The following is a 26,173-nucleotide window of genomic DNA, read 5'->3' as shown; positions in this document are numbered from 1 at the left end:
AATGACGTCGGCGCTGGCTCTTGCTGGGATCACCAAATCCTTTCCGGGTGTGCGCGCCCTGAAGGGCGTGTCGTTTTCTCTGCAGCCTGGAGAAATCAGGGCGTTGGTGGGTGAGAATGGGGCTGGAAAATCGACGCTGATGAAAATCCTCTCCGGCGCCTATTCGGCCGACGAGGGGAGCATCGAGCTTTTCGGCGAAGCGGTGCTCGATCCGACGCCGGCCGGGATGATTGCCCGCGGCGTCGCGGTCATCTATCAGGAACTGGCGCAGGCGCCGCACCTGACCGTCGCCGAAAACGTTCTGATGGGGCGGCTGCCATGCAAGGGCGCCCTGATCGACTGGGGCGAGGCAAAACGCCGGACGATGGAGGTCGTTGAACGGCTTGGTTTCGACGTCGATCCGACCGCACGGATCGGCACGCTCTCCGTTGCCAAGCGCCAGATGGTCGAGATCGCCAAGGCGCTGGCCCGCAATGCGAAGATCATCGTTCTCGACGAGCCGTCGGCGGTGTTGGCGCAGGCAGAGATCGACCAGCTGTTCCGGGTTGTCCGGCAGCTGGCTCGTGAGAGCGGCGTTGCCTTCGTCTATATTTCGCATCGCCTGCGCGAGGTTTTCGAACTGAGCGACACGGTCACCATCCTGCGCGACGGCACAGTCATCCACAACGGACCTTCCAATGGTCTGACGACGGACGATCTCATTCGCAGCATGGTCGGCCGGGAAGTGGGCGACGTCTTCCCCACCCGCACGCCCCGGATCGGCGAGGAAGCGCTGTCCGCTCAAGGCATTTCGACGCCAGCGCTGCTCAAGAACGTCAGCATCCATGTTCGAAAGGGCGAGATTGTCGGTCTTTTCGGGCTGGCGGGTGCGGGCCGCACCGAGCTTCTGCGCGCCATCTACGGCGCTGACCCGCGCGGTGCCGGCGAGGTTAGGATCAACGGCGCAATGGCCAGCATCGGTTCGCCGCGCGCCGGCATCACCAAGGGGCTCGGCCTGGTGCCGGAAGACCGCAAGACGGAAGGCCTCTTCCTGATACAGAGCGTCGGCTTCAACATCATGTCGGCCAGCCTCGCGCAGATCGTCCGTTTCGGGCTTCTGTCGCTCCGCCGCGAGCGCAAAATCGTCAACGGTCTGATCGAGCGGCTGCGGATCAGGACGCCGAACGCCGCGGCAGCGACGCAGAACCTTTCGGGCGGCAATCAGCAGAAATGCGTGCTGGCGCGGCTCGTCAGCGCCGGATGCGAGATTCTGCTGGCCGACGAACCCACACGCGGCGTCGATGTCGGAGCCAAGCGCGAGATCTACGACCTGCTGGTCGAACTGGCCGAAGCCCGTGGGCTGGCAATCGTCATGGCTTCTTCCGAACTGCCGGAAATCCTTGGTTTGTGCGACCGGCTCTACGTTTTGAGAGAGGGTGAGGTGACGGCTGAACTCGACGCACGCACAGCAACCGAAGAAGACGTCATGCACTTCGCGGCACTACATTAATGAGGGGACTACCATGAAATATCTTCCGCGCGGAACGGGTCTTGCCGGTGCATTGATCGTACTGATCATCGCCGCCTCGCTGATCTCTCCTCATTTTCTCAATCCTATCAATATCCTGAACGTCCTGAGGCAGGTCGCGCTCTATGGGATCCTCGGCATCGGCATGACATTCGTGATCCTCACCAAGGGGATCGATCTTTCCGTTGGGTCGATCGTCGCGCTGGTTGGCGTCACCGGCGCGGTCCTGATGGAGCAGGGGATGCCCATCCCGCTGATGGTGCTGATCTGTATCGCCATCGGCGCCCTCGTCGGCTGCGTCAACGGCTTCGGCATTTCCTATTTCCGCATTCCGGCCTTCATCATGACGCTCGGCTGCATGGTCATGGTGCGCGGCTTCGCGCTGATGATCGCCGATGGTGGAACCGTCAATCCGGGAAAGCTCGCCGACAGTTTCTTCGTGCTCGGCGGCGGCTATATGCTGGGCGTGCCGACACCGATCTACGTCTTTGCGGCAGTCTGCATCATCGCCGCCGTCGTGCTCAGCTTCACGCAGTTCGGCCGGGCCATCTATGCGGTCGGCAGCAATGAGGAAGCGGCGAGGCTCTCCGGCATCAACGTGCCGCTCGTCATCTTCAGCGTCTACATCATTTGTGGTGTGCTGGCAGCGCTTTCCGGCCTGATTTTCCTGTCCCGCCTGTCCGTCGGCGACCCGAATTCCGGCCTCGGCCTCGAACTGGAGGCAATCACGATCGCGGTGATCGGCGGCACGTCGCTGTTCGGCGGCGAAGGCACCGTTCTCGGCACGATCGGCGGCGCCATGGTGCTGGCCATCATCGCAAACATTCTCAATCTCGCAGGCGTTTCACCATTCTCACAGCAGGTGGTGAAGGGTGCGATCATCGTTCTTGCCGTGCTGCTCGAAGCCGGAAGAAAACCACGCAAGTAGCGTGTTAACCAGAGGGAGGACTTAAAATGCTCAACATCACCAGACGTATGCTCATCATCTCCGCCGGGCTCGCCACCGTCTTGACGGCCGCCCCCGCCTTCAGCGCCGACAAGATCATCATCGGCTTCTCGCAGGCGAGCTCGAACTCGGCCCACCGCAACACGATGACCAAACGCAACCAGGCCTATGCGGCGGAACACTTCAAGGATGTCGATCTGCTCGTCACCAACGCCGAAGGCAAGTCCGCAAAGCAGATTTCGGATGTCGAAAGCCTGATGGTCCAGGGCATGAAGGTTCTGATGATTTCGGCGCAGGATAGCGCCGCTATCGCTCCGACCATCAAGCAGGTCCTGGCTGCCGGCATTCCGGTGATCACGCTCGAGCGCAGCCTCGATATTCCCGTTACGCTGCATGTCGGCCCGCACAACAAGCCCATCGGCACGCTTGCCGGCAAGTACATAGCAGAAGCGCTGAAGGGCAAGGGCAATGTCGTCGAGATCAAGGGCGACCCGGCTGTCGCTCCCGCGGTTGAACGCCATGAAGGATTTGCCGAAGCCATTGCCGGCACCGATATCAAGGTGATCGCCGAAACCCACGCCGACTGGGACCAGGAAAAGGCGCTGAAGTTCATGGAAGACACACTTCAGCGTTTCCCGGCCGGGCAGATCCAGGCCGTTTACGCCCATAACGACAATATGGCGTTTGGTGCGCTGCGGGCGATCCAGGCTGCCGGCCGTGACAAGGAAGGCATCCTCATCATCGGCATCGACGGCGAGAATGCCGCCATCCGCGCCGTTGCCAAGGGCGATCTGACCGCGACCTTCACCTATTCCACCGTCGCCCCTGAAGGCGTCATTGCCGCGCACGCGCTTGCCACCAACGACACCGCAGCGCTGGAAAAGCTCGGAACTTTGACGAAGAAGGACGATGGCTCGATGGAAATCGAGATCGCGTCGAAGATGATCACCAAGGAAAATGCCGCCGAGTTCTTCTGCAAGGGCTTCGGCGACGACCCCGAATGCAAGTGATCCGGTAGACTGCGAAGTCCGGCGCGACAACAGAAGCGCCGGACTTTGTTTCGAGATACAAAGATCAGGCCGCCCGGTCGGCGGCGGGTCGAGCGGCCGAACGTCAGCTAGAAGCTTGAGCATAAAGCCTCTTTTGAACTCCGTTCCAAGTGTATTACACTGTAATCACTTGATGGGAGTAACAGGAATGCGCAGCAGCAAACCTATTACCGTGACGCTCGGCAGCCAGCAGAAAAGCCTGGAAGCGCGGCTGGAATCTGGCGCCTATAGTTCGGCGAGCGAGGTTATCCGCGCTGCATTGCGCGCGCTCGACCGGGAAGAGGATGCGATCAACGAAATCATGCGTCTGAAAATCCGCGAGGCGATCGACGGCCCGGGTTCGGATATCGATGCCGATCTTGTCTTCGAGCGGCTCGAACGTCTGCATGTTAAGCGGATGAAGGCTAAGGGCGGTGGCGCATAAGGTTGCGTTTCGTCCGAGAGCAGAGATGGATCTGCTTGATATCTACGAATTCATCGTTTCCGACAATCCGTTGGCGGCCATCGAATTTATCCGCCGGTTGAAGCAGGTTTGTCATGATCTCGAGGACATGCCGGAAGGGGGAGCGCTGCGCGAGGATTTTGCCCCGGGCGTGCGAATTCTGGGTTTCGAGCGGCGTGTGACGATCGCTTACCGGATCGTGAACGATCGGGCGCAGGTGTTGAGACTGTTTTATGCCGGCCGAAATACGCCTTCGGCCTTCCGTGAAAACTGAGAACCGCCGATTTCGGACGCAACGTGCGCTTTTGGTCCCATCACGGTCACAATTCTTTGAAGGAAGTTGGTGATCCGTGGCTTGTGAGCGGCCGCAAGCCGTTATATCGCACAATCACGCCGTCAATCTCATTAGTTATGGGGAATCCATGCAGATGTCCGAAATGCAACTGACGAAACGCCGCCTGCTCAGCGGTATCGCCATCGCCGCAGCTGCCGTCGCGCTTGTCGCCTGCAACGACAGCAAGGACGCTGCCGATGCTTCGTCCTCCGGCAAGACCATGGCCGACGGCACCAATGTCGACACCATGCAGACGGCGGCCACAGCGGCGACCGACATGCCGGAGTCTGACGGCGATGTCGATATGGCCGAGGTGCTGAAGCCCGGCGCGCTGCCGGAGATGGCGCTGGGCAAGGCCGACGCCCCGGTCAAGATCGTCGAATATATGTCGATGACCTGCCCGCATTGCGCCCACTTCCACAACACCACCTTCGACACGATCAAGCAGAAATATGTCGACAGTGGCAAGGTGCAGTTCATCATCCGCGAATTCCCCTTCGACCCGCGCGCCGCCGCAGCCTTCATGCTCGCCCGCTGCAGCTCTTCCAATCCGGAACAGTTGAGCACGCCGGAACAGTATTTCCCGATGGTTTCGATGCTGTTCAAGCAGCAGCAGATCTGGGCCGCCGCCGATGACGGCCGCGCCGCACTGCTGCAGATGTCGAAGCTTGCCGGATTTACTGAGGATAGCTTCACGAAATGCTTGACGAACCAGAAGCTTCTGGATGAAGTGAACGCCACGCGGGAAAGAGGTTCCAAGGATTTCGGCGTCAACGCCACCCCGACTTTCCTCATCAATGGCAAGCGCTACTCTGGAGACATGCCGGTTGACACCATGTCGAAGCTCATCGACAGCCTGCTCTGAACCGGATCGTTTCGATAGAACGGGCGACGGCGAAAGCCGTGCGCCCGTTTTTTTGTGGCTGCGTGACAAGCCCGCCCGGCACGCCGGAGCGTCTGCATGAAGTTCAACAAGCTGCGCCTGGTCGGCTTCAAATCCTTCGTCGAGCCGACGGAATTCATCATCGAACGGGGGCTGACCGGCGTCGTCGGGCCGAACGGCTGCGGCAAGTCGAACCTCGTCGAGGCGCTGCGCTGGGTGATGGGCGAGAATTCCTACAAGAACATGCGCGCCTCCGGCATGGACGACGTGATCTTTTCGGGTTCCGGCAACCGCCCGGCGCGCAACACCGCCGAAGTGGCGCTCTATCTCGACAATGGCGAGCGCACCGCACCGGCCGCCTTCAATGACAGCGACGAGATCCAGGTCACGCGCCGCATCGAGCGTGAGCAGGGCTCGCTCTATCGTATCAACGGCAAGGAAAGCCGCGCCAAGGATGTGCAGCTGCTGTTTGCCGACGCCTCCACCGGCGCGCGTTCGCCGTCGATGGTCGGGCAGGGGCGCATCGGCGAGCTGATCCAGGCAAAACCGCAGGCCCGCCGCCAGCTGCTGGAAGAGGCGGCCGGCATATCGGGCCTGCATTCCCGCCGCCACGAGGCCGAACTGCGGCTGCGCGCCGCCGAAGGCAATCTCGAGCGTCTCGACGACGTCACCTCGCAGCTCGAAAGCCAGATCGAGAGCCTGAAGCGCCAGGCCCGCCAGGCCAACCGCTTCAAGACGCTGTCTGCCGACATCCGCGCCCGCGAGGCGATGCTTTTGCATATCCGCTGGGTGCAGGCGAAGGAGGCCGAAGCCGAGGCCGACAGCGCGCTGAACCAGGCGACATCAGTCGTCGCCGAAAAGGCGCAGCTGCAGATGGAGGCGGCGAAGAACCAGGGCATCGCCAGCCTGAAGCTGCCGGAACTGCGCGAGGGCGAGGCCCGGGCGGCCGCAGCGCTGCAGCGCCTGCAGATCGCCAGAAGCCAGCTCGAGGAAGATGCCGGCCGCATCCTGCGCCGCCGCGATGAGCTCACTCGCCGTCTCGCCCAGCTTGCCGAGGATATAAGACGCGAGGAGCGGCTGGTGGCCGACAATGCCGTCATCCTGGCCAAGCTCGATGCCGAAGAGGCGGAGATTGCAGAAATCCTCGCCGATTCCGGCCGTTATGCCGAGGAGACCCGCGAGGCATTCGAGGGCGCAGCGGTCAAACTGGCCGATAGCGAGCGCATCTTCACCCAGCTGACGGCCGAGCGCGCGGAAGCCGCTGCCGGCCGCAACCAGCTGGAACGCGCCATCCGCGATCTCACCGACCGCCGGATGCGTCTCGAACGGCAGATGGACGAGGCAAACCACGAACTCTCCGCCATCGGCGAGAAGATATCAGGCCTGCCCGATCCGGACGAAAAACGCGCCATCGTCGAGGCCGGCGAAATCGCCCTTGCCGACGCCGAAGCCGCCGTCCAGGTGATCGAACAGGCGCTGACTGCTGCCCGCCAGACCGAGGCGCTGTCGCGCGCCCCGGTCGAGCAGGCCCGCTCGGCGCTGAATGCGCTGGAGACCGAGGCGCGAACCATTTCCCGCATGCTCGCCGCTGGTGCGGCCGCCGGCAAATTTCCGCCGGTTGCCGATGAGCTGAAGGTCGATCGCGGCTTCGAAACCGCCCTGGGTGCCGCGCTTGGCGACGATCTGGAATCGCCGCTCGATGCCGAGGCCCCGGCCCATTGGTCGGTCAATGGCGACGGCGCCGCCGATCCGGCATTGCCATCCGGCGTCACACCGCTGCTTGATCACGTCCGCGCGCCCGCGGCACTCACCCGCCGCCTGCGCCAGATCGGTCTTGTCGCGGGAGCGGAAGCGCAGTCGCTGATGGCGGCGCTGAAAACAGGCCAGCGGCTGGTAACCAAAGAGGGCGCCGTCTATCGTTGGGATGGCCATGTCACCGGCGCCGATGCCCCGAGTGCCGCGGCCCTCCGCCTTGCCCAGAAGAACCGCCTGGCCGAACTCGAAGGCGAAGCGACCCTTGCCCGTGACGTGCTTGCCGAAGCCGAGGAGCGGCAGGCGGCGGCCGCTGAGGCGATCCGCGCCGAGGAGCGCCGGCTTGCCGAGGCCCGCGACATGAGCCGCCTGTCGGCGCGCCATCTCGCCGAAGCCCGCGATGCGCTTGCCGCCGCCGAGCGTGCCTCCGGCGATCTCATCCGCCGCCGCGACGTCGTCAGCGAGGCCACCAGCCAGCTGCGCGCGCAGCTGGAGGAGATCGCCGTCCAGGAAGAGAATGCTCGCATCGAGCTGGAGGACGCGCCCGATCTCACCGCGATCGACGAGCGGCTGCGCTTCCAGCAGGCCGAAGTTGCGACCGATCGCGGCGCGCTCGCCGAAAGCCGCGCCCGCCATGAAAGCCTGGCCAGGGAAAACGAGGCCCGCCAGCGCCGTATCATGGCGATCGGCCAGGAGCGCGAGACCTGGCGCCAGCGGGCGGCAAGCGGCGAAGATCATGTCGCCACGCTGCGCGAGCGCGAGGAAGAGGCGCGCGAAGAGGCAGCCGAGCTGGAAATGGCGCCGGACGAATTCGACGACAAGCGCCGCGCTCTGCTCAGCGAATTGCAGAAGGCCGAGGAGGCGCGCCGCCAGGCCAGCGATCTGCTGGCTGAGGCAGAACGCATCCAGCGCGAGGCCGACCAAAAGGCGACGACGGCACTGTCGGAACTTGCCGAATGCCGTGAACGCCGCGGCCGCGCCGAGGAGCGCCTCGTCTCTGCCCGCGAGAAGCGCCAGGAAAGCGAAGGCCGCATCCGCGAGGTCCTGAACGTCGCCCCCCACGAGGCGCTGCAACTGACCGGCCGCCCGGCCATGCAGGCGCTTCCCGATCCGCGCGAAGTCGAGCGCGAGCTGGAGCGTCTGAGGATCGAGCGCGAGCGGCTCGGCGCCGTCAACCTGCGCGCCGACGAGGAACAGAAGGAACTGAGCGAAAAGCTCGAAGCGCTGATCAAGGAACGCGACGACGTCATCGATGCGATCCGCAAGCTGCGCGGCGCCATCCAGAGCCTTAACCGCGAGGGCCGCGAGCGGCTGATCGCCGCCTTCGACATCGTCAACGCCCAGTTCCAGCGGCTGTTCACCCATCTGTTCGGCGGCGGCACCGCCGAGCTGCAGCTGATCGAATCCGACGATCCGCTCGAAGCCGGCCTGGAAATCCTCGCCCGCCCGCCCGGCAAGAAGCCGCAGACCATGACGCTGCTATCGGGCGGCGAACAGGCGCTGACGGCAATGGCGCTGATCTTCGCCGTCTTCCTCACCAATCCGGCGCCGATCTGCGTGCTCGACGAAGTGGATGCGCCGCTCGACGACCACAATGTCGAGCGCTACTGCAATCTGATGGACGAAATGGCGGCCTCCACCGAGACCCGCTTCGTCATCATCACCCACAATCCGATCACCATGGCCCGCATGAACCGCCTCTTCGGCGTCACCATGGCCGAGCAGGGCGTCTCCACCCTCGTCTCCGTCGACCTGCAGACGGCCGAGCGCCTGCGCGAGATTGCCTGACGCTCCGCGCGAGCCACGGAAACGCTCTATCTCTACAGCTGATATCGGCCGCGCTCTTCAATGAGTGCTTCGATACGATTGCGCCGTGCGACGGCAATTGCGATCAAAGGCGTGACAAGAACCGCTAGCGCCAAGCTTACAACCGAAAGCGCAAGCAGCCACCGTCCCAACTGCCGTACCAGGGATGCAAGATCGGCAGAGAACCAGTCCATCTCGGGGGCAGTATGACCATTGGCGGAGACCCAATCCCGGATGATAGCCATGCGCTCGCGGTGAACGTCAGGATGTAGATCTTTCACATCCTCAATCTGGCTCAGCAAATGCGAGGCGTCGCCAGCCTCGCCCTCAAGATAGGCAATCTGCGCAAGGGTATAGGCCGCAAGCGAAGGATCGACGGTCGCTCTCCCGACCGAGGAAGGGGTATTCTTATCCGCAGCGATCGAACCACGAAGATTGAGAGCCAGGCCCTGGAATCCCTGCGTGTTCGGCTGTGGATTATTTCCGGGCGCGACGGTTGATCTATCGGCGGCCAGTTTCAACGTTGAACGCAGAAGCTGCGAGAATTGCGAGGGTAACGCTTCACGGCGCGAGTGCTGTGCAAGCTGAACATTTTGCAGAGCCAAGCATGCCAAGAAAACCACCGCCGTGAAAACTCCTAGATATCCTGACCGGCGTGTCGCAAGAACAATCGCGACAATGCATGCCGGATATTTGAGCCAGTTGATTGCGATGGACCAGCCCGTCCAGTCCCCCACACCGACGATGACAGTAACTCCATCCTGCTGCGCATAATCGGCCGTATTTCCCGCAAGCGCCACAAAATGGAAAGCCGTGTTTTTTTCAGCATCGGGCAGCCAGACCCAATAGGCGGCCAAAGCTGAAAGCGCGGCGAATGTCAGGAGACTGAGGGATATTAGAAGATAGGTGCGTGCGCGGGAGGCGATTGCTTCAATCGCACGCTCGCCATTTGCAACGGAAGGCGATTGAACCGACTTTTTGGCGATGCTGGTGCCAAACAATCTACCCGCTTTCTTCAATGCATCCGGCAGCCTGACCCGGCGATGTTCCAACTCGCGCTCGATCGAGGAAACCCTGCGGCTCCGGCGAGCGACCAACCAGCTGACCCCGTTCGTCAGAGGGGCTGCAATTCCAAACAGCAGTCCTGCCAAAAGCAATAGAAATGCCTTTTGCGATTGAGCGGCATTGTCGGCGATGAGCTTTTCGCGAGCCTCCGGACCAAAGCCGCCGGATGCGAGCGTAAAGTTCCGTATCGCCTGAAAGCGGGCGCGGTCGAAATTATTCTGAGGGACGCCGCTCGCCTCCAGCCTATCAAGTGCAGCCGCAGCCGCTGCGGCATCGCCGCGAAGGGCCGCCACTTGCGCCAGGAAGTAAGGTGCGATTTTCGCATCTCCGTCCGCATCGGCGCTCTGGTCGGCGTTGGAAGGCAGTTCGGAAAAGCGGATCACCCGATACCTGGCATAGGTCTCCGGGACGCCGACATGCCTGGAGAGGTCGAAAATCAGTCCGAAAATAAGAGGGCTGGCCAATAGGCCGACTGCAACAAAGGCAATGATCGCGCGGCGAGAAAGCGGCGCGTGGAAAGCCACGGCAATGAAGGCGAACAGTGCAAGCGCATAGGGGGCGAAGTACAGGGACTGGCCGAGCAATCCCCATGGGATCAGAAAAAATGCTGCGGTCAGGCCAGTGAAAAACCAACGTCCTTTGATGACGGTGAAAACGGTCGCAACCGCCAGGATGCCAGATACCATTTGCGCCAGCTGGCCGAACGGCATCGATCCGATGGGAACTGAAACAACGGCTGATTTGACCTCGGTTAGCGCCAGTGCGTTGGTGAAGGCATCGAGCACGTAGATCGAGCCATCCAACATCCTCAGATCATTCGGATCAGATGGTTTCATGCACGCTGCAGCAAAGAGCAGCATGAACGCGACGAAAGCAAATCCCTGGGCAATAAACGACAGTAGACCGGAGCGACGATCCAATCCGGCACGATGTTCGTCGATCGCTTGGCTGGTGGGCTTTCCTGTTACAGAGCCGGAGGCAAGTGGAGACGAGGTCGAGCCGAGCGCCCGCCTCCCAAAAGCCGAAGCGTCAGCCACGGGTGACCCCGGCCGTTTTCACGCTGGACAACATCTCGCTGCGAAGTCGTTCCAACTCGCCAATCGCCTGACGACGATCCGTTGCGCCCTTCTCATGAACATCGCGCACGTCGGTCAGCGTCAGCAGGATTTTATCATGGACGTGCTGAAGCGTTTCGACATCGACGACAAGACGCTGGTTGGATTTCGCCGTCGCCACCGAATTCTGGTGCAGAAGTTCGGCGTTCCTGCGCATGATGGCGTTCGTCGCATTGTCTATCGTGTCGGCCAAAGCGACGGCGCTTTTTTGTTCGTCCAGGGTCAATGCCAGCATGAATGCGCGTTTCCACGCCGGCAACGTCAACTGGCGAATCGTCTGGAACTTGTCGACGAGTGCGAGATTGTTTGCCTGGATGATGCGAACCATCGGAAGGGTCTGCATGGCCGCATGCTGAAGCACGCGCATATCGTCCGCCCGCTTCGAAAGCTGCTGACGGTTTGCTTCGAGGACAGCGAGATATTCGGTCGAGGCAAGGTCGCCGGATGCGTTATTCTGGCGGCCGATCTCGTCCTCCATGTCATGAAGCCGCATCTCGATCGCCTCGACATGCTTGCCGAGTGCGGCGTATTCCGAGCGAACGCCCTCATACATGAGTTGATAGTCATGGTTTCGCCGCGACAGTGTCTGGGCGGTCGTCTCGATTTGCGCAACGAGCTTGTCGACCTGACCCTTGACGGTGTCGAACCGTGCGATGGCACGCTCCTTTGATCGCGCGATCCGCTTCAAAAGGCCGCCGATGACGGGAATTCGTCCAGTCGAGTTATCGAGTGACGACAAATTGAACTGTTGCGCCGCTAGCACGATCTCGTTCAACTGAGCCCCGGTATCGTCGAGGTCGGTCGCGCGTGCCGTTCGAAGAATCTCATCGGCATACTGGGATGAGCGCTCGGCGACTTCCTGGCCGAACAGTCGGATGGAGAGGGCCGACGACAGGTCAATGGTGGCTGCCAGGCGCGCGACTTCCGGATCGATTTGGTGTTCGCTGGCGGCCGCACTCGTCGCGTCGTGCAATGGCACTGCTGCTTTGATCATTCTTGTCCAACCTTCTTCAGAAAGCCTATGAGATTGCGGTGAGCATCAAGAAACGCGGTCACGACGGAGCTGCGCGGCGTTATTGCTTCGCCATGAATGATCGCCAGCGCATTTCGCTGCCAAAGCGGCAGCAACAGTGTTTCAATGTCGGTAAATCGATCGAGCAACGAAGCAAGCACACTCCCAGACAGCTCGATCTGCTGAATCGTCAGCGTGTTGGCTGCCTCCATCGCCATGATGTTGGAAAGACGTCGCTCGAACCGGGCGACCAGGGCCAGGTCTGAGCCGCTCGACTGCGAAACAAGCAGCTTGGCATCCGAGATCACGCGGGCAAGGCGCGCCTGTTCGTCGATGAGCTCCAATCGAGTCCTGTCGAGGATTCCGCGTAGGCGCCCCCCCGCCTGCGCAGTCCGGCTCAATTGCCGGAACAAATCGGCGACCCTGTGGCTTGCAAGTTCGAATTCCAGGCGCGCCTCGACGGCTGCGCCGGTGAACCGGCCAATCGGGCCCTGTTTCCGCAACATCTTCCGGAGGTCGATCTCCTCCAGCATTTCGATCAGCTCGTTCGCGGAGCTGCGGATGTCGCGAGCCGGGGCCGAACTCAGAATGTTATTATCCATCCTCGGCGCGCGAGCTGCCATGTCCAGGGCTGCAATGGCGTCGTCATCGATCGCCGCAGCTGGAGCAGGCTGTTCTTCCGAGTCGTTCGGAGTGGGACAAGAATGATTGGTGCCGAGGGCCATCGCAATATCGGGCTCAAAGAATGCAATTTTTTCGAAGGACAATCTCGGCGGGAATATTGAAAATAGAATGAATCTGGTCGTGCGCCTTTTACTTGCACCGAAAATGTCAGCCCGTTCGATCTCCGAGTTCCCGCTCGCATCGGTCGGTCAACGGTCCGCAATTGCGTGAGGCAAGAGGGCAACTCCCATATGCGACAGCGCAATTTCAGCAAAGGTATGGTGCGGTTTTGCGCCCAGAAATTGCGTAAAATCAAATGGAAGGAAATAAACACCAAAAAAGGTCGGCTTCCCAGCGTCCCGTACCCCATTTGGGTGATGCTCTTTTCGCTGACTTGCATTAGAAGTTGTTTCAACGCAACCTAATTACTTTGCTGCAAAGCGAGCGATCAAAGGTTGTGAGTTGTCGAATTTACGTGCGGTTTTCCGGGCGAGGGCAAGAACCGGAAACCGTTGGAGCAATTCCAGGAGAAGCAGCGATCTGTTTTCCCCGGAATTGCGTAAAACGAAGGTCAGAGCGGTTCTCTTTATAAAGAGCTGAACCGTTCCTGGGTTGAGGGACCCCCCGTCCGGTTTTCCTGGCCGGACGGAAACAAGGCTTTGCGGGACTTTGTTGCAGTCCCGCAAAGCTTTTTTTATGCCTTCTCTTATGTCCGGGCGATGTTTCAATCGTTTCGCCTCTGGCCGCAGCCAAGATTTATTGTGCAACGCAACATTTTGCCGCATTTGTCGATTTTCATTTCAACTCCAAGGCATTAAGCTGATAACTCAGACTGATGACACTGCCTGCCTGCTTCTCTTTCGTCACGCTCGGGCTCGTGCCCCGGCATCTGCAACCGATCTACGCAGCAGATCCTCGGCACAAGGCCTGGGATGACGCCGAGAAAAGAGCGAGCTTTGTCAACAAACTGAGGGATTGAGCTGATCCCGGTTTGGTGTTGGGGGGAAGATGACCAAGTGGGTCTATAGGTTCGGCGACGGGCAGGCTGAGGGCCGGGCGCGCGATCACGAGATTCTGGGCGGCAAGGGCGCCAATCTCGCGGAGATGTGCAGCCTCGGGCTGCCGGTGCCGCCGGGGCTGACGATCGTCAGCGATGCCTGCACCACCTATTACAAGAACGGCCGCCGCATCGAGGAGGCCGTGAAGGCCGAGGTCCGCGCCGGCATTGCCGAGATAGAGGCGATCACCGGCCGCCATTTCGGTTCCGTCAGCCAGCCGCTGCTCTTGTCGGTGCGCTCCGGCGCCCGCGTCTCGATGCCGGGCATGATGGACACGGTGCTCAATCTCGGCCTCAACGACGAGACGGTGCAGGCGCTCGGCCACGATGCCGGCGATGCGCGTTTTGCCTGGGACAGCTACCGCCGCTTCATCCAGATGTATGCCGATGTCGTCATGGGTCTCGGCAACGACGCCTTCGAGGAGATCCTGGAAGACGAGAAGGCCAAGCTCGGCCATGAATTCGATACCGAGCTCAGCGCCTCGGAATGGCAGCATATCGTCTCGCTCTACAAGAAGCTGATCGAGGAGGAACTGGAGCAGGAGTTCCCGCAGGATCCCGAAGTCCAGCTCTGGGGTGCGGTCGGCGCGGTCTTTTCCAGCTGGATGAGTGCGCGCGCCGTCACCTACCGCCAGCTTCACAATATTCCGGAAGGCTGGGGCACGGCGATCAACATCCAGGCGATGGTCTTCGGCAATCTCGGCAATTCTTCCGCCACCGGCGTCGCCTTCACCCGCAACCCCTCGACCGGCGAGAAGGCGCTTTACGGCGAATTCCTGGTCAATGCCCAGGGCGAGGATGTCGTGGCCGGCATCCGCACGCCGCAAAGCATCACCGAGGAGGGGCGGATTTCCTCCGGCTCCGAAAAGCCCTCGATGGAAAAGCTGATGCCGGAGGCTTTTCGCGAGCTCTGCCGCATCTGCACCGAGCTCGAGATCCATTACCGCGACATGCAGGATATCGAATTCACCATCGAGCGCGGCAGACTGTGGATGCTGCAGACCCGTTCGGGCAAGCGCTCGACCCGGGCGGCGATGAAGATCGCCGTCGACATGGTCGATGAGGGCGTGATCACCGAGGACGAAGCGGTGCTGCGCATCGAACCTTCCAGCCTCGATCAGCTGCTGCATCCGACGATCGATCCGCGTGTCACCCGCCAGGTGATCGGCACCGGGCTGCCGGCCTCGCCCGGCGCTGCCACCGGCGCCATCGTCTTCACCGCAGAGGAGGCCGTCGAGGCGGAATCCGAAGGCCGCAAGGTCATCCTGCTCCGGGTCGAAACCAGCCCCGAGGATATTCACGGCATGCATGCCGCCGAAGGCATCCTGACGACGCGCGGCGGCATGACCAGCCATGCGGCGGTGGTTGCCCGCGGCATGGGCATCCCCTGCGTCGTCGGCGCCGGCACCATGCGCATCGATCAGCGCAACGAGCGGCTGCTCGGCGTCGGCGTGACGCTGAAGAAGGGCGACATCATCACCATCGACGGTTCGGCCGGCCAGGTGCTGAAGGGTGAGGTGCCGATGACCCAGCCGGAGCTGTCGGGCGATTTCGGCCGCATCATGGGCTGGGCCGACCGCGCCCGGCGCATGACGGTGCGCACCAATGCTGATACGCCGGCCGATGCGCGCGCCGCCCGCTCTTTCGGCGCCGAAGGCATCGGCCTTTGCCGCACCGAGCACATGTTCTTCGAGGGCGAGCGCATTCATGTGATGCGCGAGATGATCCTGGCCGTCGATGAGAAGGGCAGGCGGGTGGCGCTCGACAAGCTGTTGCCGATGCAGCGGCTGGATTTCACCGGCCTCTTCACCGTCATGCACGGCCTGCCGGTGACGATCCGCCTGCTCGATCCGCCACTGCACGAATTCCTGCCGAAGACCGACGACGAAGTGGCCGAGGTCGCTTTCGCCATGGGCATGGAGGCGACCGTGCTGCGCCAGCGCGTCGATGCGCTGCACGAATTCAACCCGATGCTCGGCCATCGCGGCTGCCGGCTGGCGATCTCCTATCCCGAAATCGTCGAGATGCAGGCCCGCGCCATCTTCGAGGCGGCGATCGCCGCAGCCCAGGAGACGGGGGCTGCCGTCGTGCCGGAGATCATGGTGCCGCTGGTCGGCCTGCGCTCCGAACTCGATTACGTCAAGGCGTGTATCGACGCGGTGGCCGGCGACGTGATGAGCGAGGCCGGCATGAAGATCGATTATCTCGTCGGCACGATGATCGAGCTGCCGCGCGCGGCCCTTCGCGCCCATGTGATTGCCGAAGCCGCCGAATTCTTCTCCTTCGGCACCAACGACCTGACGCAGACCACCTTCGGCATCTCGCGCGACGACGCCTCGGCCTTCATCCCCACCTATCAGCGCAAGGGCATCATCGAGCACGATCCCTTCATCTCGCTCGATTTCGACGGTGTCGGCGAATTGATCAGCATCGCCGCCGAACGCGGCCGGCGCACCCGCAACGATATGAAGCTCGGCATCTGCGGCGAACATGGCGGCGACCCGGCTTCGATCCGCTTCTGCGAAACGATCGGCCTCGACTATGTCTCCTGCTCGCCGTTCCGCGTGCCGATCGCCAGACTGGCGGCAGCGCAGGCGGTGATCTCAGGCGGTCTGGAAGAGATCCGGCGGGGTCCGAAAGACCTGCGGGGAAGCTTGTAAGACAGTCGGTGGCGCGTAAAAAAAGATAGTGCGGTTCTGCGCTTCCGTTAAAAGCGGAACCGCGGGGCAGGGGTGTCCGCGGCACTCAGTGATGATGCCGCCAGTGATCGCGGTAGATATACGGCCCGTTCAGATCCCAGGCCATGCTCTGCATCAGCTCGGCGCTCTGCGCCCGCGATTCGGCCCGCCGGTCGAGTTCGATGCGCTGCAGGCAGGTGGCAAAACCATCCGTGCCGCGCCGAAAGCCGTAGCCGAGGCACCGCTGTTCATCCGCCGCCCGCCGCTCCTCCGGCGTCATCGTCTGGCAGGCGGAGAGCCCGGCGATGATGGTGGCCAGGGCGGTGACGAGAAGGGGATAGCGCATGGGTTTATTCCTTGGAATGCATTTCCCAGAGGAAAGTCCTTTCAGCCGATGCCGTCAAGCCGCCCTTGGCTGGGGAGATTGTCGAGAGCGGCCTCTCATCCGCCTGCCGGCACCGACCGGGGTCGACCCAGGTGTCTCGACCCCGGTAAGGTTAGGGTGAGCGCCAGTTGTTGCTCACAGAGGGCGATGTCTACGCCGCCCCAGCCGGATCCCCGATCGGCAGCAGCGCCGGATTGAGCGGCGGATCCTGCGGGTTCTTCGTATCGGCCGGGTCCTGCGCCGGCGTCAGCGGCGGTTTTTGCTGGATGGGGTCGGGAATGCCGGGGGTCGGCGTCGGGCCGCGCGGCGTATCGGCATTGGGTGTCGGGATCGGGTCTTTGTTGGGCATGAGTGCCTCCTTTTCGAAAAAGGAACGGCATCGTCCGCATATGGTTCCACTTTCGCCACCGAACATTCCTCTGTATGAGGGGACTGGAAAACACTGGAACGAGCATGGCCATTCGCGATCGATTTTCGAAAAAACTGAGCTGCCCGCAATGCGGCAATGAGGGCTTTGCCGAAGCCTCGGAAGTCGACGATCCCAAGCGTAAGCACCCGGATTTCAAGGTCGATCAGCTGCCGCGCGGCTTTGGCGTGCAGCGGCCTGCCAATCAGCAGGAAAATTTCGTGATCAAGTGCGAATGCGGACGCAAGTTTCCCTTCCGCAGCGTTGCGGAAGCCGCGGCCGAGCGCCGCTGACATCAGGTTCTGATCTCAGATCCGCTCCAGCAATTCGATGAAGGCATCGGCGAAACGCACCAGCGGCGCGGTGTCTTCATCGGGCGCCTGCATGCGGATCTCGGTGCCGTTCTCATCGAGCAGCGCCAGCACGACGCGCATCTCTTCGCCGTCGCCCGGAATGCGCAGCAGGGCGATGCGGCGGCAATCCTGGACGAGGCCGGAGGCCGGCAGGTCGAACAGCAGTTCGCCGCCGGAGCGTTCGGCTGCCCGGCGCACCGCCTCGCAGAAGCCAGCCTCGCCGCCGGTATAACCTTCGAGCGAAAGTTCGAGCTCGAGCAGCTCCATCGGCAGCGTCGGCTCGGACTGGTGGTCGATCCCGCCAAGCGCAGACGCCTGCGGCCTGGCTGCTATCTCGGGTGAAATCATCCCGTCTCTCCTGTCTCTCTATCGGAGATGAAACCGCGGCAGAATGGCCTTTTTTTGGCATATCAGCAAGGGCTTATGAAGCAGCCCCTGTTTCGTCATGGCCTTCGCCGCGGATTCAAACGCAATGCTTCAGACAATGGTTTCAATCTAGCCGAATCTTGCCCCGGGTCCGGATGATTTTGGGCCGGGCCGGCCTAAAATCTGAATCCGGATCTAAATCAAAGAATAGAGCATGATGTCGTCCGAAAACCGCTTCACACTTTTCGGCATCATGCTCTAAACAGGGGTGAGGCGATTTGCGTGGTCGAACCCGCGGGCGCTGACGAGCAACCGGTAAGTTTGATGGCCATCCGCTTCGACCGTCCCGTTTCCAGCGCCGCCCGCTTTTCGCGGCTGCTCGGGGCGTTTTCCCTGGTGCTGGCGCTGGCGGTGATCATCGCCCACCGCTTCGGCGGCCTGGCCACACCCTATCTGGTGCTGCTCTTGATTGCCGCCGCCGGCGGCGCGCTGCTCGCCGCCATGCTCGCCGCCCTCGGGCTGCGCAGCCTCTGGATGACGGGGGCCGAAGGCGGGCTGGCGGCGCTGGCAGCACTGATCTATGCCGCCTTTCCGCTTACTATCGGCGCCTTTGCCACCGAGCACTATCTGACGCTGCCTGATATTTACGACGTCTCCACCGATCCGGTCTCCGCACCCGACTGGCTGTCGCCGCCGCACTCCGACCAGATTTGGCTGAAGCGCAATCCGGAGGTGACACCGGAGGATCGCGAAAAGCAGCTCACCGCCTATCCCGAACTGACCGGCCGGCGTTATGAAGGCGCACTCGACCGCGTGCTGGAAGCAGTCCGCAAGGTCGCCAAGATGAGCGGCATCACCATCACCAGGAGCAATGGCGACACCGAGCCCGGCCGCGACCCCGAGGACATGCCGGTCAAGCCGCCGCAGCCGGGCGACGATGCCGTGGCCGATGCGCCCGATATCATCCCCGTGCCGACGCCGCGCCCCTATGACGACGACGTCGCCAAGCTGATCCGCGGCGCCAATGGCGTGACGCTGCAGGGCACCACCCGCACGCTGATCCTCGGCCTGCGCTTCGATATCCTCATCCGGCTGCGCGAAGAGGCCGAAACCACCTTCGTCGACATCCGCGTCGCCTCCCGCTACGGCCAACACGACCTCGGCTTCAGCGCCGAAATCGCCGGCGATTATCTGAAGGCGCTGGATGCCGAGCTGTTGGGAATTGCGGGTGGGTGAGCCGCGGTGCCGCCAGAGGCGGCAGCAATCGATCCAGTGAATCGATTGCAGCGGCGAACGCCCTGAGCCCAAGCGAAGGGCCGGGATAGGGTGCGGCAAACTCGACGCCCTTATACCGCATCAAAGGAGGAGAGGGGGCTGCTATGGGAAGCGAGGTCGATTTTCTGAGTGTGTCTGACCTGGAGACCCTTGATGAATTCGGTTTCGTCAAAACTCTCTCAGGTGAGATTTATTTAAAATTTGTCGGCGGCTGCCGCTTTTTGCAGTTCCCCATAGGGAAGATCTTTTCTCTCCATGTTCCCGATGACTTTTTAAAATTTGATCGGGTTGTGAAATGCGTATTGCAGATTCAGCCTGATGTTAAAAAATCAGTCATTCATACGTTCGCCGTTAGAAAGCGGGGCGGTATAAGTGTCGCTGCCGATAAAAGGCCGGATGATATTTATATATATGTTCCGGAGAGATGCGGGATTGATGTTCAGCTGTTGAGCAGTTTGACAATCTCAATTCTCTCAATGGAATACACGACCGAGCCCCATCCCTTGAGCAAGCTTTATATTAGTTGACCAGCGGATGGGGCCTCTCACCCCACCATCCACCACCTATACTGCATCCAACCCCGGTAGGGCAGAGGGGGTATCACGCACGCCAACACAGATGAGGGAGAACATCGAGGGCAACCCTTCGATCATGACCTCACCCCCTCACTCCACCACCAACCACCCCGTATACCGCACCACCAACCCCGTCAGCCGCCCACCGATCTCCACGTGGAAGCAGAACCGCCCATCGCGCTCCTCCTCATAGGTATCCCCGCCCGGCGCCAGAAACAGCGGCAGCGGAATCCCGCAAAACCGCCAGCCGCGCACGACCAGCCGCAGCCTGTCCCCATCCGGCACCGGGGCCATCAGCACCCGGAACGGCCCGAAGACCTCGGCGAGCAGATGCCGGTCGCGGCCCCGGCCTTCGGCCTGCCAGCTGCGGAACACCTTGCCGCCGAAATCCCGCGTCCAGATCTCCCTGTCGCCATCGGCAACGAAACGCACCGTGACCGGCACATCCTCGCCCGCTGGGGGAAAGCCGATGACGCCTGCGACGATCCGCGCCAGCAGCCCGCCGCCGCGTTCGATCCGCGCCCGGCCGGAGGCAACGCGGGCGCCGCCGGCATGCAGGGCTGATAGGGCGGGCGGCAGCCGCTCCCAGGCGCTGCCGAGAATCTGCCGGTAGAGCGGCAGGGGCACTTCCTCGTTTTCCATCCGGATGCCCGATGTGATCGAAAAACGCCGGAAGGCCGCTTCGAAATCAGCAAGCTGCAATTCCCCCGCCGCCGGCCGCGCGCCATTCTCCGGCCGCGTGCCGGCCAGCAGCCGGCGCACCAGCGCGTCGACGCCGATGATGGGAATGAACGGCCCGTCATCACCTTCGGCAATCAGATGCCAGCCAGCTGTCAGCTTGCTCCCCGCGTGATCGACGCCGTCGACACGGACGAACATGCCGCCGCGATGTTCGCCGATCGCGAGAGCGTGGCTGGCACGCTGCAGCAGCCGCGCAAACGGCAGCAGCGACGGCAGCAGCCGGAGGTGGACGAGCCGTGCCGCAAGGCTGAGCAAGTGCTGCAGCGGCTGCGGCAGCGTGCCGACCCCGGTGAAGCTGGATTTGAGATCGGCAAAGCGCCCCGGCAGCAGCGCCAGGTCAGGCGCATCGACCAGCAGGAATTTCCGGCTGCGCAGCGGCGGAACCCCCGGCGGCGCCACCGTCACCCGCATCGCATCGATCAGCCCGCGCCCGGCGGCCGGCCGCCCATGGCGCAGCACCGTGACCTTCCTGCCGGCATAGGTGGCGATTGCTCTCACGACATTGAGCCCGATCCGCACATGCGGCGAGGGGGCAATGCCGGCCGCGACACTGTCGATCCGCGAGAAATGTGGCGCCATCGCATTGAGTGCCGCGAAGGAGAGGGCGGGCAGGCTGCTCAGCCCCGAGAGCGCGAAGGTGCCCTTGGCCCTGGCCGCGGCATCGAGCCCACCGATGCCGGCGACGAAACCGGTGCTGTCGGCGATATCGGCATAATCGATGCTCAGATCGATGCAGGCCTCGACCACCTTATAGGCATCCTCCCCGAAGGTCTGGAACGGCCCCGAGGCATCGACGACGAGATGAGGCCTCAGCCGCGTCAGCTGTTCGGTGAGATCGCCATCTCGGTCGAAGCTGACGGCCTGCACCATCGCGCCGAGATTGTTGCTGCCCAGGCCCTCGGCTCCATCTTTCGGCGTCCTGAGATCTGCAACGAAATCGTCGGCCTTTTCAAGCGAGCGACCGGCAACCAAGAGCCTCAGCCTGGGTTGATCGCCAAGCAGCCGGGCAAGCCGCCCGCCAAACGTGCCGTAGCCGCCGATGATGAGCAGCGAAAACCGGTCGTCGCTCATGTGATGAAGCGGCTTCGCTGCTCCGGCGTCGGCACCATGCAGCTTTGCCGGCCGGCGATCTTCAGCCGGTTGCGGGCGATGAATTCATAGAGCGCATTGGCTGCCCGCCGCGGCAGCAGCCGGAAGATCTTGACCAGAGAATAGGGAAAGCCGAGGCCCGCCACCATGCGAATCGAGCCATCGGATTTGAAGAAGGCGCGGCCGTGTTCGATCAGGATATTGGTCTCGTAGTCGCGCGCGTGCAGCCCGTAATGCCGGTAAAGCGCTTCGCCGAGCGGCGTCTGCGCCGCGAGGAAGCGGTATCGCTGCTGCCTGTCATGTTTCAGCGCGAATTTCACCCAGCCGGAGCAGAACACGCATTCGCCATCGAAAACGATCAACGGCCGGTCATCGGCGAAGGCGGGCACATTGGCATCGTCGCGATAGCTGTAATCGGCTCGGGGCGTCATCCCTATCTCCCTGTTGCCGGCCGGTAGAGGGCGGCAAGCGTTGGCGGCCCATCCGCCGCGATCTCGCCGCGCTCCAAAAGGTCCTCGATATGGGCGAGCACGGAAAGCGCGGCCGCCGCATGCAGCTTCGGATCGGTATCGCGATAGATCACCTTCACCATCTCGGCGATCCGCTCATCGCCCGCCTGGACGCGCGCCAGCACCGCCTGCTCGCGCCTGAGGCGATGCGCCTTCAGCGCCCGCAGGAATCCGGCCGGCTGCGTCACCGGCCCGCCATGGCCGGGCAGCAACAGCCGGTCCTCGCGTTCGATCAGCCGCTCGAGCGAGGCCATGTAATCCGCCATCGAACCATCCGGTGGTGCCACGATCGAGGTCGACCAGGCCATGACGTGATCGCCGGAGAAGAGGATGTCGCGACCCTCCAGCGCAAAGGCGGCATGATTGGCCGTGTGCCCCGGCGTCAGCACCGCGCTCAGCGCCCAGCCATCGCCCGACAGGGTCTGACCGTCACCGAGCACTATATCGGGCACGAAGGATAGATCCGAGCTTTCGGCAAAGGGATTGATCTCACCCTCGCGCAGCGGCCGCGCCGGCCGGTGCGGCCCTTGCCCCACCGTCACCGCCCCCGTCGCCGCCTGCAGGCGGCTCGCCAGCGGCGAGTGGTCGCGATGCGTGTGGCTGACGAAGATATGCGTCACCTCACGGCCGCCAAGCGCTGCCATCAGTGCTTGATAATGCGCCTCATCCTCCGGACCGGGATCGATGACCGCGACGGAGGAAGAGCCGACGATATAGCTGTTGGTACCGAAAAAGGTGAAAGGCCCGGGATTGTTCACTGTCACCCGCTCGACACCTGCAACAACCGGCACGGCTTGCCCATAGGCCGGCTCGAAAGCGAGGTCGAATGCGGGACTGTCCATGAAGGAATGATCTCAGGCCGATGACGTCGCCGTTTTCTAGCACGACGGCGGGTGCTGCGCAGCGCATAAATCTGTCGCAGGGATAAACTTAGTCATTGTGACAGGCGAAGAGCTTTGCTAATCAGGCGTCGATTTGAGCAAGCGGTTTCCGCTCAAGCTCTGGTGGGGCGTCGCCAAGCGGTAAGGCAACGGTTTTTGGTACCGTCATCCCTGGTTCGAATCCAGGCGCCCCAGCCACGATTTCTTTCAGATCTTCTATTGGTTTGTGCTGGTCACTTGCGCTGTCCGATGGAGTATATCCTTGCGAACACACACCCATACCCAGGCCTTATAACCTTTGCCTCGCAGAGGACGCTGACGCGGAAACGTTCATACGCATTGAAGTGTGAGATTTTGACACGCCTAGCCGCTTCGACATCGCCGCATACAACTGTCCTGATTACACCAATCTGAGCAAGTTTGAAGAAATGCTAATGAAGCGACTTGAAGTCCTTACCGGCGGCCCTCCGAAGCAAGCTTGAGTGAAGGCGCCGGCTGCGTCCTTCTCTCCAAGTTCATGAGCACTGCATCCGCTATTGCACCCTCAATGCCGCCGCTTCATCCGCGGTGAATTCTACAAATATGACATTTAGTAAGCCACTTGCGATGGCTGGAGAAAAGCTTTCAAAGAAGTTTGTATCTGAATAAAACCGCGATGGCTCTTCACCTGGAATTTTCATGATCACAAGGTCTAGATGCGCATCAACTCGCTTCGAGTTTCTGTAGTAGTTTATTTTCGACAACAAAACATAGAGCCTATCTCTAAGCATTGGACTGAATACTCTTTCATTTTTGAATTCAACAAAAGTCTCGCTATCAAGTCCTTTGATATATGCGTCGTATATATAACTAGATTTGCTTATTGGGTCGACGCCCTCAAAATGATTTACGAGCTTTGCATCAGAAATTACGTTGAGAGGATCGACTTTCTTCTGCTGAACATACTTGTTCAAGGCAACCTCCTCAGCTCGCCGCCAATCCGTCCTGGCTACCGCCGGACCCGTCACTGCTCCGGCATTTTGTGCGACGGGCGAGGTGGAAATCGATGCCTCCGCAGTTTGTTTGTCCTCCACCTCTTGGTCCGTAGCTTTTTGGACGGTTGAAGCGGCGTGATAGTCGCCGTAGACGTTTGTATGCTGTTGGTGCTGAGATTGGTTATTTGAGATGGCGATAAGCTGAGAGAGAAGGTGAGAGTTCTGCTGCTCCAGTTTGGAGACTTCCTTCTCCTTTTTCTTCACTTCCCTGGAGATAGAAATAAGTTTCCCAATGGAAAAACTATCAAATGCCTCCGACAACACCAAAACTAATACTAGGCAAATTAGGGATATTACACCGGCACTGATCTCTCCCTCGGGAGGTATCGCGACGAATTTGTACAACACCATTGCGCTGAGCATAATGCTCAGCGTAATTATCATGATGCGAACGAACCAATTCACACTATGCCTATTTTCTTCCATGCCTGCTCCCTAAGCAACCCTCGTTACCTGTTGAGCGATTTGCGCACGGATTGCAATCTATTCTTCTGCTCAACGGTTGGTCGATGAGTGTACTGCTAAGAATGCTTGACGCTCTGGCTGGCTGTTGCCCCTGTACAGACTACTAAAATTGTCCATTTGAGGTTTCACAATGTCAGAAGTGGTTCGGCGGGTTAGTGATCTGGGCTTCAGCACAGCTATGAGCCTCGTCCACTGTAACTAAAAGCAGAACAATAGCACCAACCTCCGGCTAAGCGTTGCTTTTGCGTGCGAGGTTATTTCCGCTTGCTGGCTGAGGCTTTTGGCGTAGCGTCGATTACGACGATCTCGGAAGCAGGAAGGCCCTCCTTGAGCAGCTTTGCACGGATTTCTTGAATGACTTTCAGCTTGTCTCCCAGATCACCGTAGTTGATGATCACAAATACGCCATAGTTCGTGCGAGAGGCATCCTTGTAAATTTCGAGCTGCTTTTCGTAGCCATGCCTGACAGTGCCGGACGATTTTTTAATTTCCACGAGCACCCTTGCCCGGTAACCCTTTGAAAATTTAAAATCGATAGGTCCCCCGCCCATGTTTGCCTCGGGCGAGATGTCAATGTCGTTTGCCATACAAAAGCTGTCAGCGATAGCATAATAGATGAGTTGTGCTGCCCGCTCTTTTTTCGGCTTGCCGTTGCTCCAAAGAGCCTCCCAGAGATTACCTTTTTCAACGTGATGCTTAAACATTTCGAGCGTTTGATGCACCACGCCCAAGACTTCGTGTGGCCCCTTCTCCAACTCGAATTTCATTTCGAGTTTGAATAGTGATCGGTCAGATTTCAGAATCTCTCGGAGCTTGTAGTACCCGAGAACGTCTTCATTCGGATCATAGAAGGTCGCGCTTTCCTTGACCGCTGCGATGAAAGCGTTGAACAAATCTGCTGAATATAAGGCGGCAGCCTTCAGCGCGGCTTTCCTCTCAGTCACCGTCGGGGTTACTATGCCAGCCAAGAATGAATTTACGCGATCTCGGATTTCTCTGTTGGCGTTCGCCGCAACGCTTACATCTGACCAATCGTTTGCGAGTGGCAGCTCTCTAATTATGTCCCTAGGGACCAGAAGAACAGCCTTTTGCTTACCTGACGGCGCCGTGTAATGCGGAAGCGCAATCGCTGGGCTAAGGGGCGAAATCCTGGTTGGCACCTTCTGACGCTTACAGAACGCTAGTGTTACGGCAGCAAGCTCGGAAGCGATAATGCGCGTCGTGAGATCGCTTATCGTATCGGGCCCCACGTTCTCTTCGAAAAATCCCATCAGAGATATCATCTCCGGGTCATTCACGCCAAGATCGACAATTTCTTTCGTGGTTCTAAGGATGGTGTCGCGGAGCTCGTCGGGTCGGGAACTACCCGCTCGTTCGCCACTTCCGTATCCTAGACCGTTCTCTGGTGGTTCTTGAAGATTGAGAAGCTTTTGTGCCGCTTTCCAAGGCGCGTCTCCCTCATTTTTCGAGATAGTCAAAAGCCGAACTATCTGGGAGATATATTGCCGGAAGTGCTGATAAGCGTCCTCTCTGATTAGCTTCGTATTTGATTTATCAAGCAAGATTGGATCAATAAAAAGGGGAGTATCCACATTCAGGAAGGTGTCAACTAGACCCGCTTTTTCTAGCGCGTTGACTGATAGTCCAAATTGTGTCGAAAAAAGTCTACCGCTTGAAAAGGTTGACATATGGGCTCACAACTATGATCGCACGCGCAACGTTGCCTGATCTTTGACGATTTGCAACCATCGCGACTGCTCCGAGCAACGAAATCAACCGCTTTAT

22 protein-coding genes and 1 tRNA gene are annotated in these 26,173 nt (G+C 60.7%); 12 read left to right on the top strand and 11 right to left on the bottom strand.

Annotation, left to right across the window (positions count from 1 at the left end; genetic code table 11):
- Position 1 precedes the first annotated feature (1 nt).
- The 7 genes from EEQ99_RS12010 (at position 2) to smc (ending at position 8,701) form a co-directional block, all read left to right on the top strand.
- Positions 2-1,489 carry a sugar ABC transporter ATP-binding protein gene (locus EEQ99_RS12010; protein WP_063476499.1) on the top strand — a complete coding sequence of 496 codons (1,488 nt, stop codon included), beginning with the start codon at positions 2-4 and terminating at the stop codon, positions 1,487-1,489.
- A gap of 13 nt (positions 1,490-1,502) precedes the next feature.
- Positions 1,503-2,435, top strand: coding sequence for an ABC transporter permease (locus EEQ99_RS12005; protein ID WP_097595222.1), 933 nt, complete (start codon positions 1,503-1,505; stop codon positions 2,433-2,435).
- 26 nt (positions 2,436-2,461) lie between these two features.
- Entirely contained in the window at positions 2,462-3,463 is a 1,002-nt protein-coding gene (locus EEQ99_RS12000) for a substrate-binding domain-containing protein (RefSeq protein ID WP_063476501.1), read from the top strand.
- 187 nt (positions 3,464-3,650) lie between these two features.
- Complete coding sequence (locus EEQ99_RS11995) at positions 3,651-3,926, top strand: ribbon-helix-helix domain-containing protein (RefSeq protein ID WP_063476502.1); 276 nt, start codon at positions 3,651-3,653, stop codon at positions 3,924-3,926.
- A complete protein-coding gene (locus EEQ99_RS11990; RefSeq protein ID WP_082849759.1) occupies positions 3,916-4,218 on the top strand; it encodes a type II toxin-antitoxin system RelE/ParE family toxin in 303 nt (100 codons plus the stop codon). The genes EEQ99_RS11995 and EEQ99_RS11990 overlap by 11 nt, the downstream gene beginning before the upstream one ends.
- Positions 4,219-4,372: 154 nt before the next feature.
- Positions 4,373-5,143 carry a DsbA family protein gene (locus EEQ99_RS11985; RefSeq protein WP_373289073.1) on the top strand — a complete coding sequence of 257 codons (771 nt, stop codon included), beginning with the start codon at positions 4,373-4,375 and terminating at the stop codon, positions 5,141-5,143.
- 96 nt (positions 5,144-5,239) lie between these two features.
- Positions 5,240-8,701 carry a chromosome segregation protein SMC gene (smc, locus tag EEQ99_RS11980; RefSeq protein ID WP_127430481.1) on the top strand — a complete coding sequence of 1,154 codons (3,462 nt, stop codon included), beginning with the start codon at positions 5,240-5,242 and terminating at the stop codon, positions 8,699-8,701.
- Positions 8,702-8,733: 32 nt separating this feature from the next.
- On the opposite strand, the gene EEQ99_RS11975 is transcribed toward smc, so the two are convergent.
- From EEQ99_RS11975 to EEQ99_RS11965, 3 genes are read right to left on the bottom strand one after another with little or no spacing between them, the layout of a single operon-like run.
- Positions 8,734-10,821 carry a hypothetical protein gene (locus EEQ99_RS11975; protein ID WP_063476505.1) on the bottom strand — a complete coding sequence of 696 codons (2,088 nt, stop codon included), beginning with the start codon at positions 10,819-10,821 and terminating at the stop codon, positions 8,734-8,736.
- Positions 10,814-11,893, bottom strand: a complete 1,080-nt coding sequence (locus EEQ99_RS11970; protein WP_063476506.1) for a toxic anion resistance protein — start codon at positions 11,891-11,893, stop codon at positions 10,814-10,816. The genes EEQ99_RS11975 and EEQ99_RS11970 overlap by 8 nt, the downstream gene beginning before the upstream one ends.
- Complete coding sequence (locus EEQ99_RS11965; protein ID WP_063476695.1) at positions 11,890-12,636, bottom strand: hypothetical protein; 747 nt, start codon at positions 12,634-12,636, stop codon at positions 11,890-11,892. Before EEQ99_RS11965 ends, EEQ99_RS11970 begins: the two co-directional genes overlap by 4 nt.
- Positions 12,637-13,582: 946 nt before the next feature.
- Here EEQ99_RS11965 and ppdK point away from each other — a divergent pair.
- Positions 13,583-16,291, top strand: coding sequence for a pyruvate, phosphate dikinase (gene ppdK / locus EEQ99_RS11960; protein ID WP_063476507.1), 2,709 nt, complete (start codon positions 13,583-13,585; stop codon positions 16,289-16,291).
- An 85-nt stretch (positions 16,292-16,376) separates the two neighbouring features.
- On the opposite strand, the gene EEQ99_RS11955 is transcribed toward ppdK, so the two are convergent.
- Positions 16,377-16,655: a hypothetical protein gene (locus EEQ99_RS11955; RefSeq protein WP_028757165.1), complete on the bottom strand. Its 279-nt coding sequence runs from the start codon at positions 16,653-16,655 to the stop codon at positions 16,377-16,379.
- 190 nt (positions 16,656-16,845) lie between these two features.
- Positions 16,846-17,043, bottom strand: coding sequence for a hypothetical protein (locus EEQ99_RS11950; protein ID WP_012756389.1), 198 nt, complete (start codon positions 17,041-17,043; stop codon positions 16,846-16,848).
- A 104-nt stretch (positions 17,044-17,147) separates the two neighbouring features.
- On the opposite strand from EEQ99_RS11950, the gene EEQ99_RS11945 reads away from it, so the two are divergent.
- Positions 17,148-17,393 (top strand): hypothetical protein, encoded by a 246-nt coding sequence (locus tag EEQ99_RS11945; RefSeq protein ID WP_028757164.1) that lies wholly within the window; start codon positions 17,148-17,150, stop codon positions 17,391-17,393.
- Positions 17,394-17,408: 15 nt separating this feature from the next.
- Here EEQ99_RS11945 and EEQ99_RS11940 read toward each other — a convergent pair whose 3' ends face one another.
- Positions 17,409-17,801, bottom strand: a complete 393-nt coding sequence (locus EEQ99_RS11940; protein ID WP_127430480.1) for a hypothetical protein — start codon at positions 17,799-17,801, stop codon at positions 17,409-17,411.
- 342 nt (positions 17,802-18,143) lie between these two features.
- Between EEQ99_RS11940 and EEQ99_RS11935 the strand changes: the two genes are divergently transcribed.
- Both EEQ99_RS11935 and EEQ99_RS11930 read left to right on the top strand, forming a co-directional pair.
- Positions 18,144-19,055 (top strand): DUF1499 domain-containing protein, encoded by a 912-nt coding sequence (locus EEQ99_RS11935; protein WP_097622934.1) that lies wholly within the window; start codon positions 18,144-18,146, stop codon positions 19,053-19,055.
- A gap of 143 nt (positions 19,056-19,198) precedes the next feature.
- Complete coding sequence (locus EEQ99_RS11930; protein ID WP_127430479.1) at positions 19,199-19,621, top strand: hypothetical protein; 423 nt, start codon at positions 19,199-19,201, stop codon at positions 19,619-19,621.
- Positions 19,622-19,759: 138 nt separating this feature from the next.
- Here the strand turns inward: EEQ99_RS11930 and EEQ99_RS11925 are convergent, their stop codons facing one another.
- Genes EEQ99_RS11925 through EEQ99_RS11915 form a run of 3 tightly spaced genes read right to left on the bottom strand, consistent with a single transcriptional unit; the run spans position 19,760 to position 22,850 of the window.
- Entirely contained in the window at positions 19,760-21,481 is a 1,722-nt protein-coding gene (locus EEQ99_RS11925; protein ID WP_127430478.1) for a saccharopine dehydrogenase family protein, read from the bottom strand.
- On the bottom strand, positions 21,478-21,930 hold the full coding sequence (locus EEQ99_RS11920) for a thiol-disulfide oxidoreductase DCC family protein (RefSeq protein ID WP_127430477.1): 453 nt from the start codon (positions 21,928-21,930) through the stop codon (positions 21,478-21,480). The genes EEQ99_RS11925 and EEQ99_RS11920 overlap by 4 nt, the downstream gene beginning before the upstream one ends.
- 2 nt (positions 21,931-21,932) lie before the next feature.
- On the bottom strand, positions 21,933-22,850 hold the full coding sequence (locus EEQ99_RS11915) for an MBL fold metallo-hydrolase (protein WP_127430476.1): 918 nt from the start codon (positions 22,848-22,850) through the stop codon (positions 21,933-21,935).
- Positions 22,851-23,013: 163 nt separating this feature from the next.
- Here EEQ99_RS11915 and EEQ99_RS11910 point away from each other — a divergent pair.
- Positions 23,014-23,087 (top strand) — tRNA-Gln (locus EEQ99_RS11910).
- 335 nt (positions 23,088-23,422) lie between these two features.
- On the opposite strand, the gene EEQ99_RS11905 is transcribed toward EEQ99_RS11910, so the two are convergent.
- Both EEQ99_RS11905 and EEQ99_RS11900 read right to left on the bottom strand, forming a co-directional pair.
- Positions 23,423-24,349: a hypothetical protein gene (locus EEQ99_RS11905; RefSeq protein ID WP_127430475.1), complete on the bottom strand. Its 927-nt coding sequence runs from the start codon at positions 24,347-24,349 to the stop codon at positions 23,423-23,425.
- A 293-nt stretch (positions 24,350-24,642) separates the two neighbouring features.
- Positions 24,643-26,076 carry a hypothetical protein gene (locus EEQ99_RS11900; protein WP_127430474.1) on the bottom strand — a complete coding sequence of 478 codons (1,434 nt, stop codon included), beginning with the start codon at positions 26,074-26,076 and terminating at the stop codon, positions 24,643-24,645.
- Positions 26,077-26,173 lie beyond the last annotated feature (97 nt).

Origin of the sequence: Rhizobium anhuiense (assembly GCF_003985145.1) — a bacterium.
In the GTDB taxonomy this organism is placed as follows: Bacteria; Pseudomonadota; Alphaproteobacteria; order Rhizobiales; family Rhizobiaceae; genus Rhizobium; species Rhizobium anhuiense.
This window is presented reverse-complemented; position numbering and strand designations above follow the sequence as displayed.

What these genes read in the sequence shown, in the direction of transcription:
- EEQ99_RS12010 (WP_063476499.1), top strand. Translation starts at nt 2, where the DNA reads ATGACGTCGGCGCTGGCTCTTGCTGGGATCACCAAATCCTTTCCGGGT.
- EEQ99_RS12005 (WP_097595222.1), top strand. Translation starts at nt 1,503, where the DNA reads ATGAAATATCTTCCGCGCGGAACGGGTCTTGCCGGTGCATTGATCGTA.
- EEQ99_RS12000 (WP_063476501.1), top strand. Translation starts at nt 2,462, where the DNA reads ATGCTCAACATCACCAGACGTATGCTCATCATCTCCGCCGGGCTCGCC.
- EEQ99_RS11995 (WP_063476502.1), top strand. Translation starts at nt 3,651, where the DNA reads ATGCGCAGCAGCAAACCTATTACCGTGACGCTCGGCAGCCAGCAGAAA.
- EEQ99_RS11985 (WP_373289073.1), top strand. Translation starts at nt 4,373, where the DNA reads ATGTCCGAAATGCAACTGACGAAACGCCGCCTGCTCAGCGGTATCGCC.
- smc (WP_127430481.1), top strand. Translation starts at nt 5,240, where the DNA reads ATGAAGTTCAACAAGCTGCGCCTGGTCGGCTTCAAATCCTTCGTCGAG.
- EEQ99_RS11970 (WP_063476506.1), bottom strand. Translation starts at nt 11,893, where the DNA reads ATGATCAAAGCAGCAGTGCCATTGCACGACGCGACGAGTGCGGCCGCC.
- EEQ99_RS11965 (WP_063476695.1), bottom strand. Translation starts at nt 12,636, where the DNA reads ATGGCCCTCGGCACCAATCATTCTTGTCCCACTCCGAACGACTCGGAA.
- ppdK (WP_063476507.1), top strand. Translation starts at nt 13,583, where the DNA reads ATGACCAAGTGGGTCTATAGGTTCGGCGACGGGCAGGCTGAGGGCCGG.
- EEQ99_RS11955 (WP_028757165.1), bottom strand. Translation starts at nt 16,655, where the DNA reads ATGCGCTATCCCCTTCTCGTCACCGCCCTGGCCACCATCATCGCCGGG.
- EEQ99_RS11950 (WP_012756389.1), bottom strand. Translation starts at nt 17,043, where the DNA reads ATGCCCAACAAAGACCCGATCCCGACACCCAATGCCGATACGCCGCGC.
- EEQ99_RS11945 (WP_028757164.1), top strand. Translation starts at nt 17,148, where the DNA reads ATGGCCATTCGCGATCGATTTTCGAAAAAACTGAGCTGCCCGCAATGC.
- EEQ99_RS11940 (WP_127430480.1), bottom strand. Translation starts at nt 17,801, where the DNA reads ATGATTTCACCCGAGATAGCAGCCAGGCCGCAGGCGTCTGCGCTTGGC.
- EEQ99_RS11935 (WP_097622934.1), top strand. Translation starts at nt 18,144, where the DNA reads ATGGCCATCCGCTTCGACCGTCCCGTTTCCAGCGCCGCCCGCTTTTCG.
- EEQ99_RS11930 (WP_127430479.1), top strand. Translation starts at nt 19,199, where the DNA reads ATGGGAAGCGAGGTCGATTTTCTGAGTGTGTCTGACCTGGAGACCCTT.
- EEQ99_RS11925 (WP_127430478.1), bottom strand. Translation starts at nt 21,481, where the DNA reads ATGAGCGACGACCGGTTTTCGCTGCTCATCATCGGCGGCTACGGCACG.
- EEQ99_RS11920 (WP_127430477.1), bottom strand. Translation starts at nt 21,930, where the DNA reads ATGACGCCCCGAGCCGATTACAGCTATCGCGACGATGCCAATGTGCCC.
- EEQ99_RS11915 (WP_127430476.1), bottom strand. Translation starts at nt 22,850, where the DNA reads ATGGACAGTCCCGCATTCGACCTCGCTTTCGAGCCGGCCTATGGGCAA.
- EEQ99_RS11905 (WP_127430475.1), bottom strand. Translation starts at nt 24,349, where the DNA reads ATGGAAGAAAATAGGCATAGTGTGAATTGGTTCGTTCGCATCATGATA.
- EEQ99_RS11900 (WP_127430474.1), bottom strand. Translation starts at nt 26,076, where the DNA reads ATGTCAACCTTTTCAAGCGGTAGACTTTTTTCGACACAATTTGGACTA.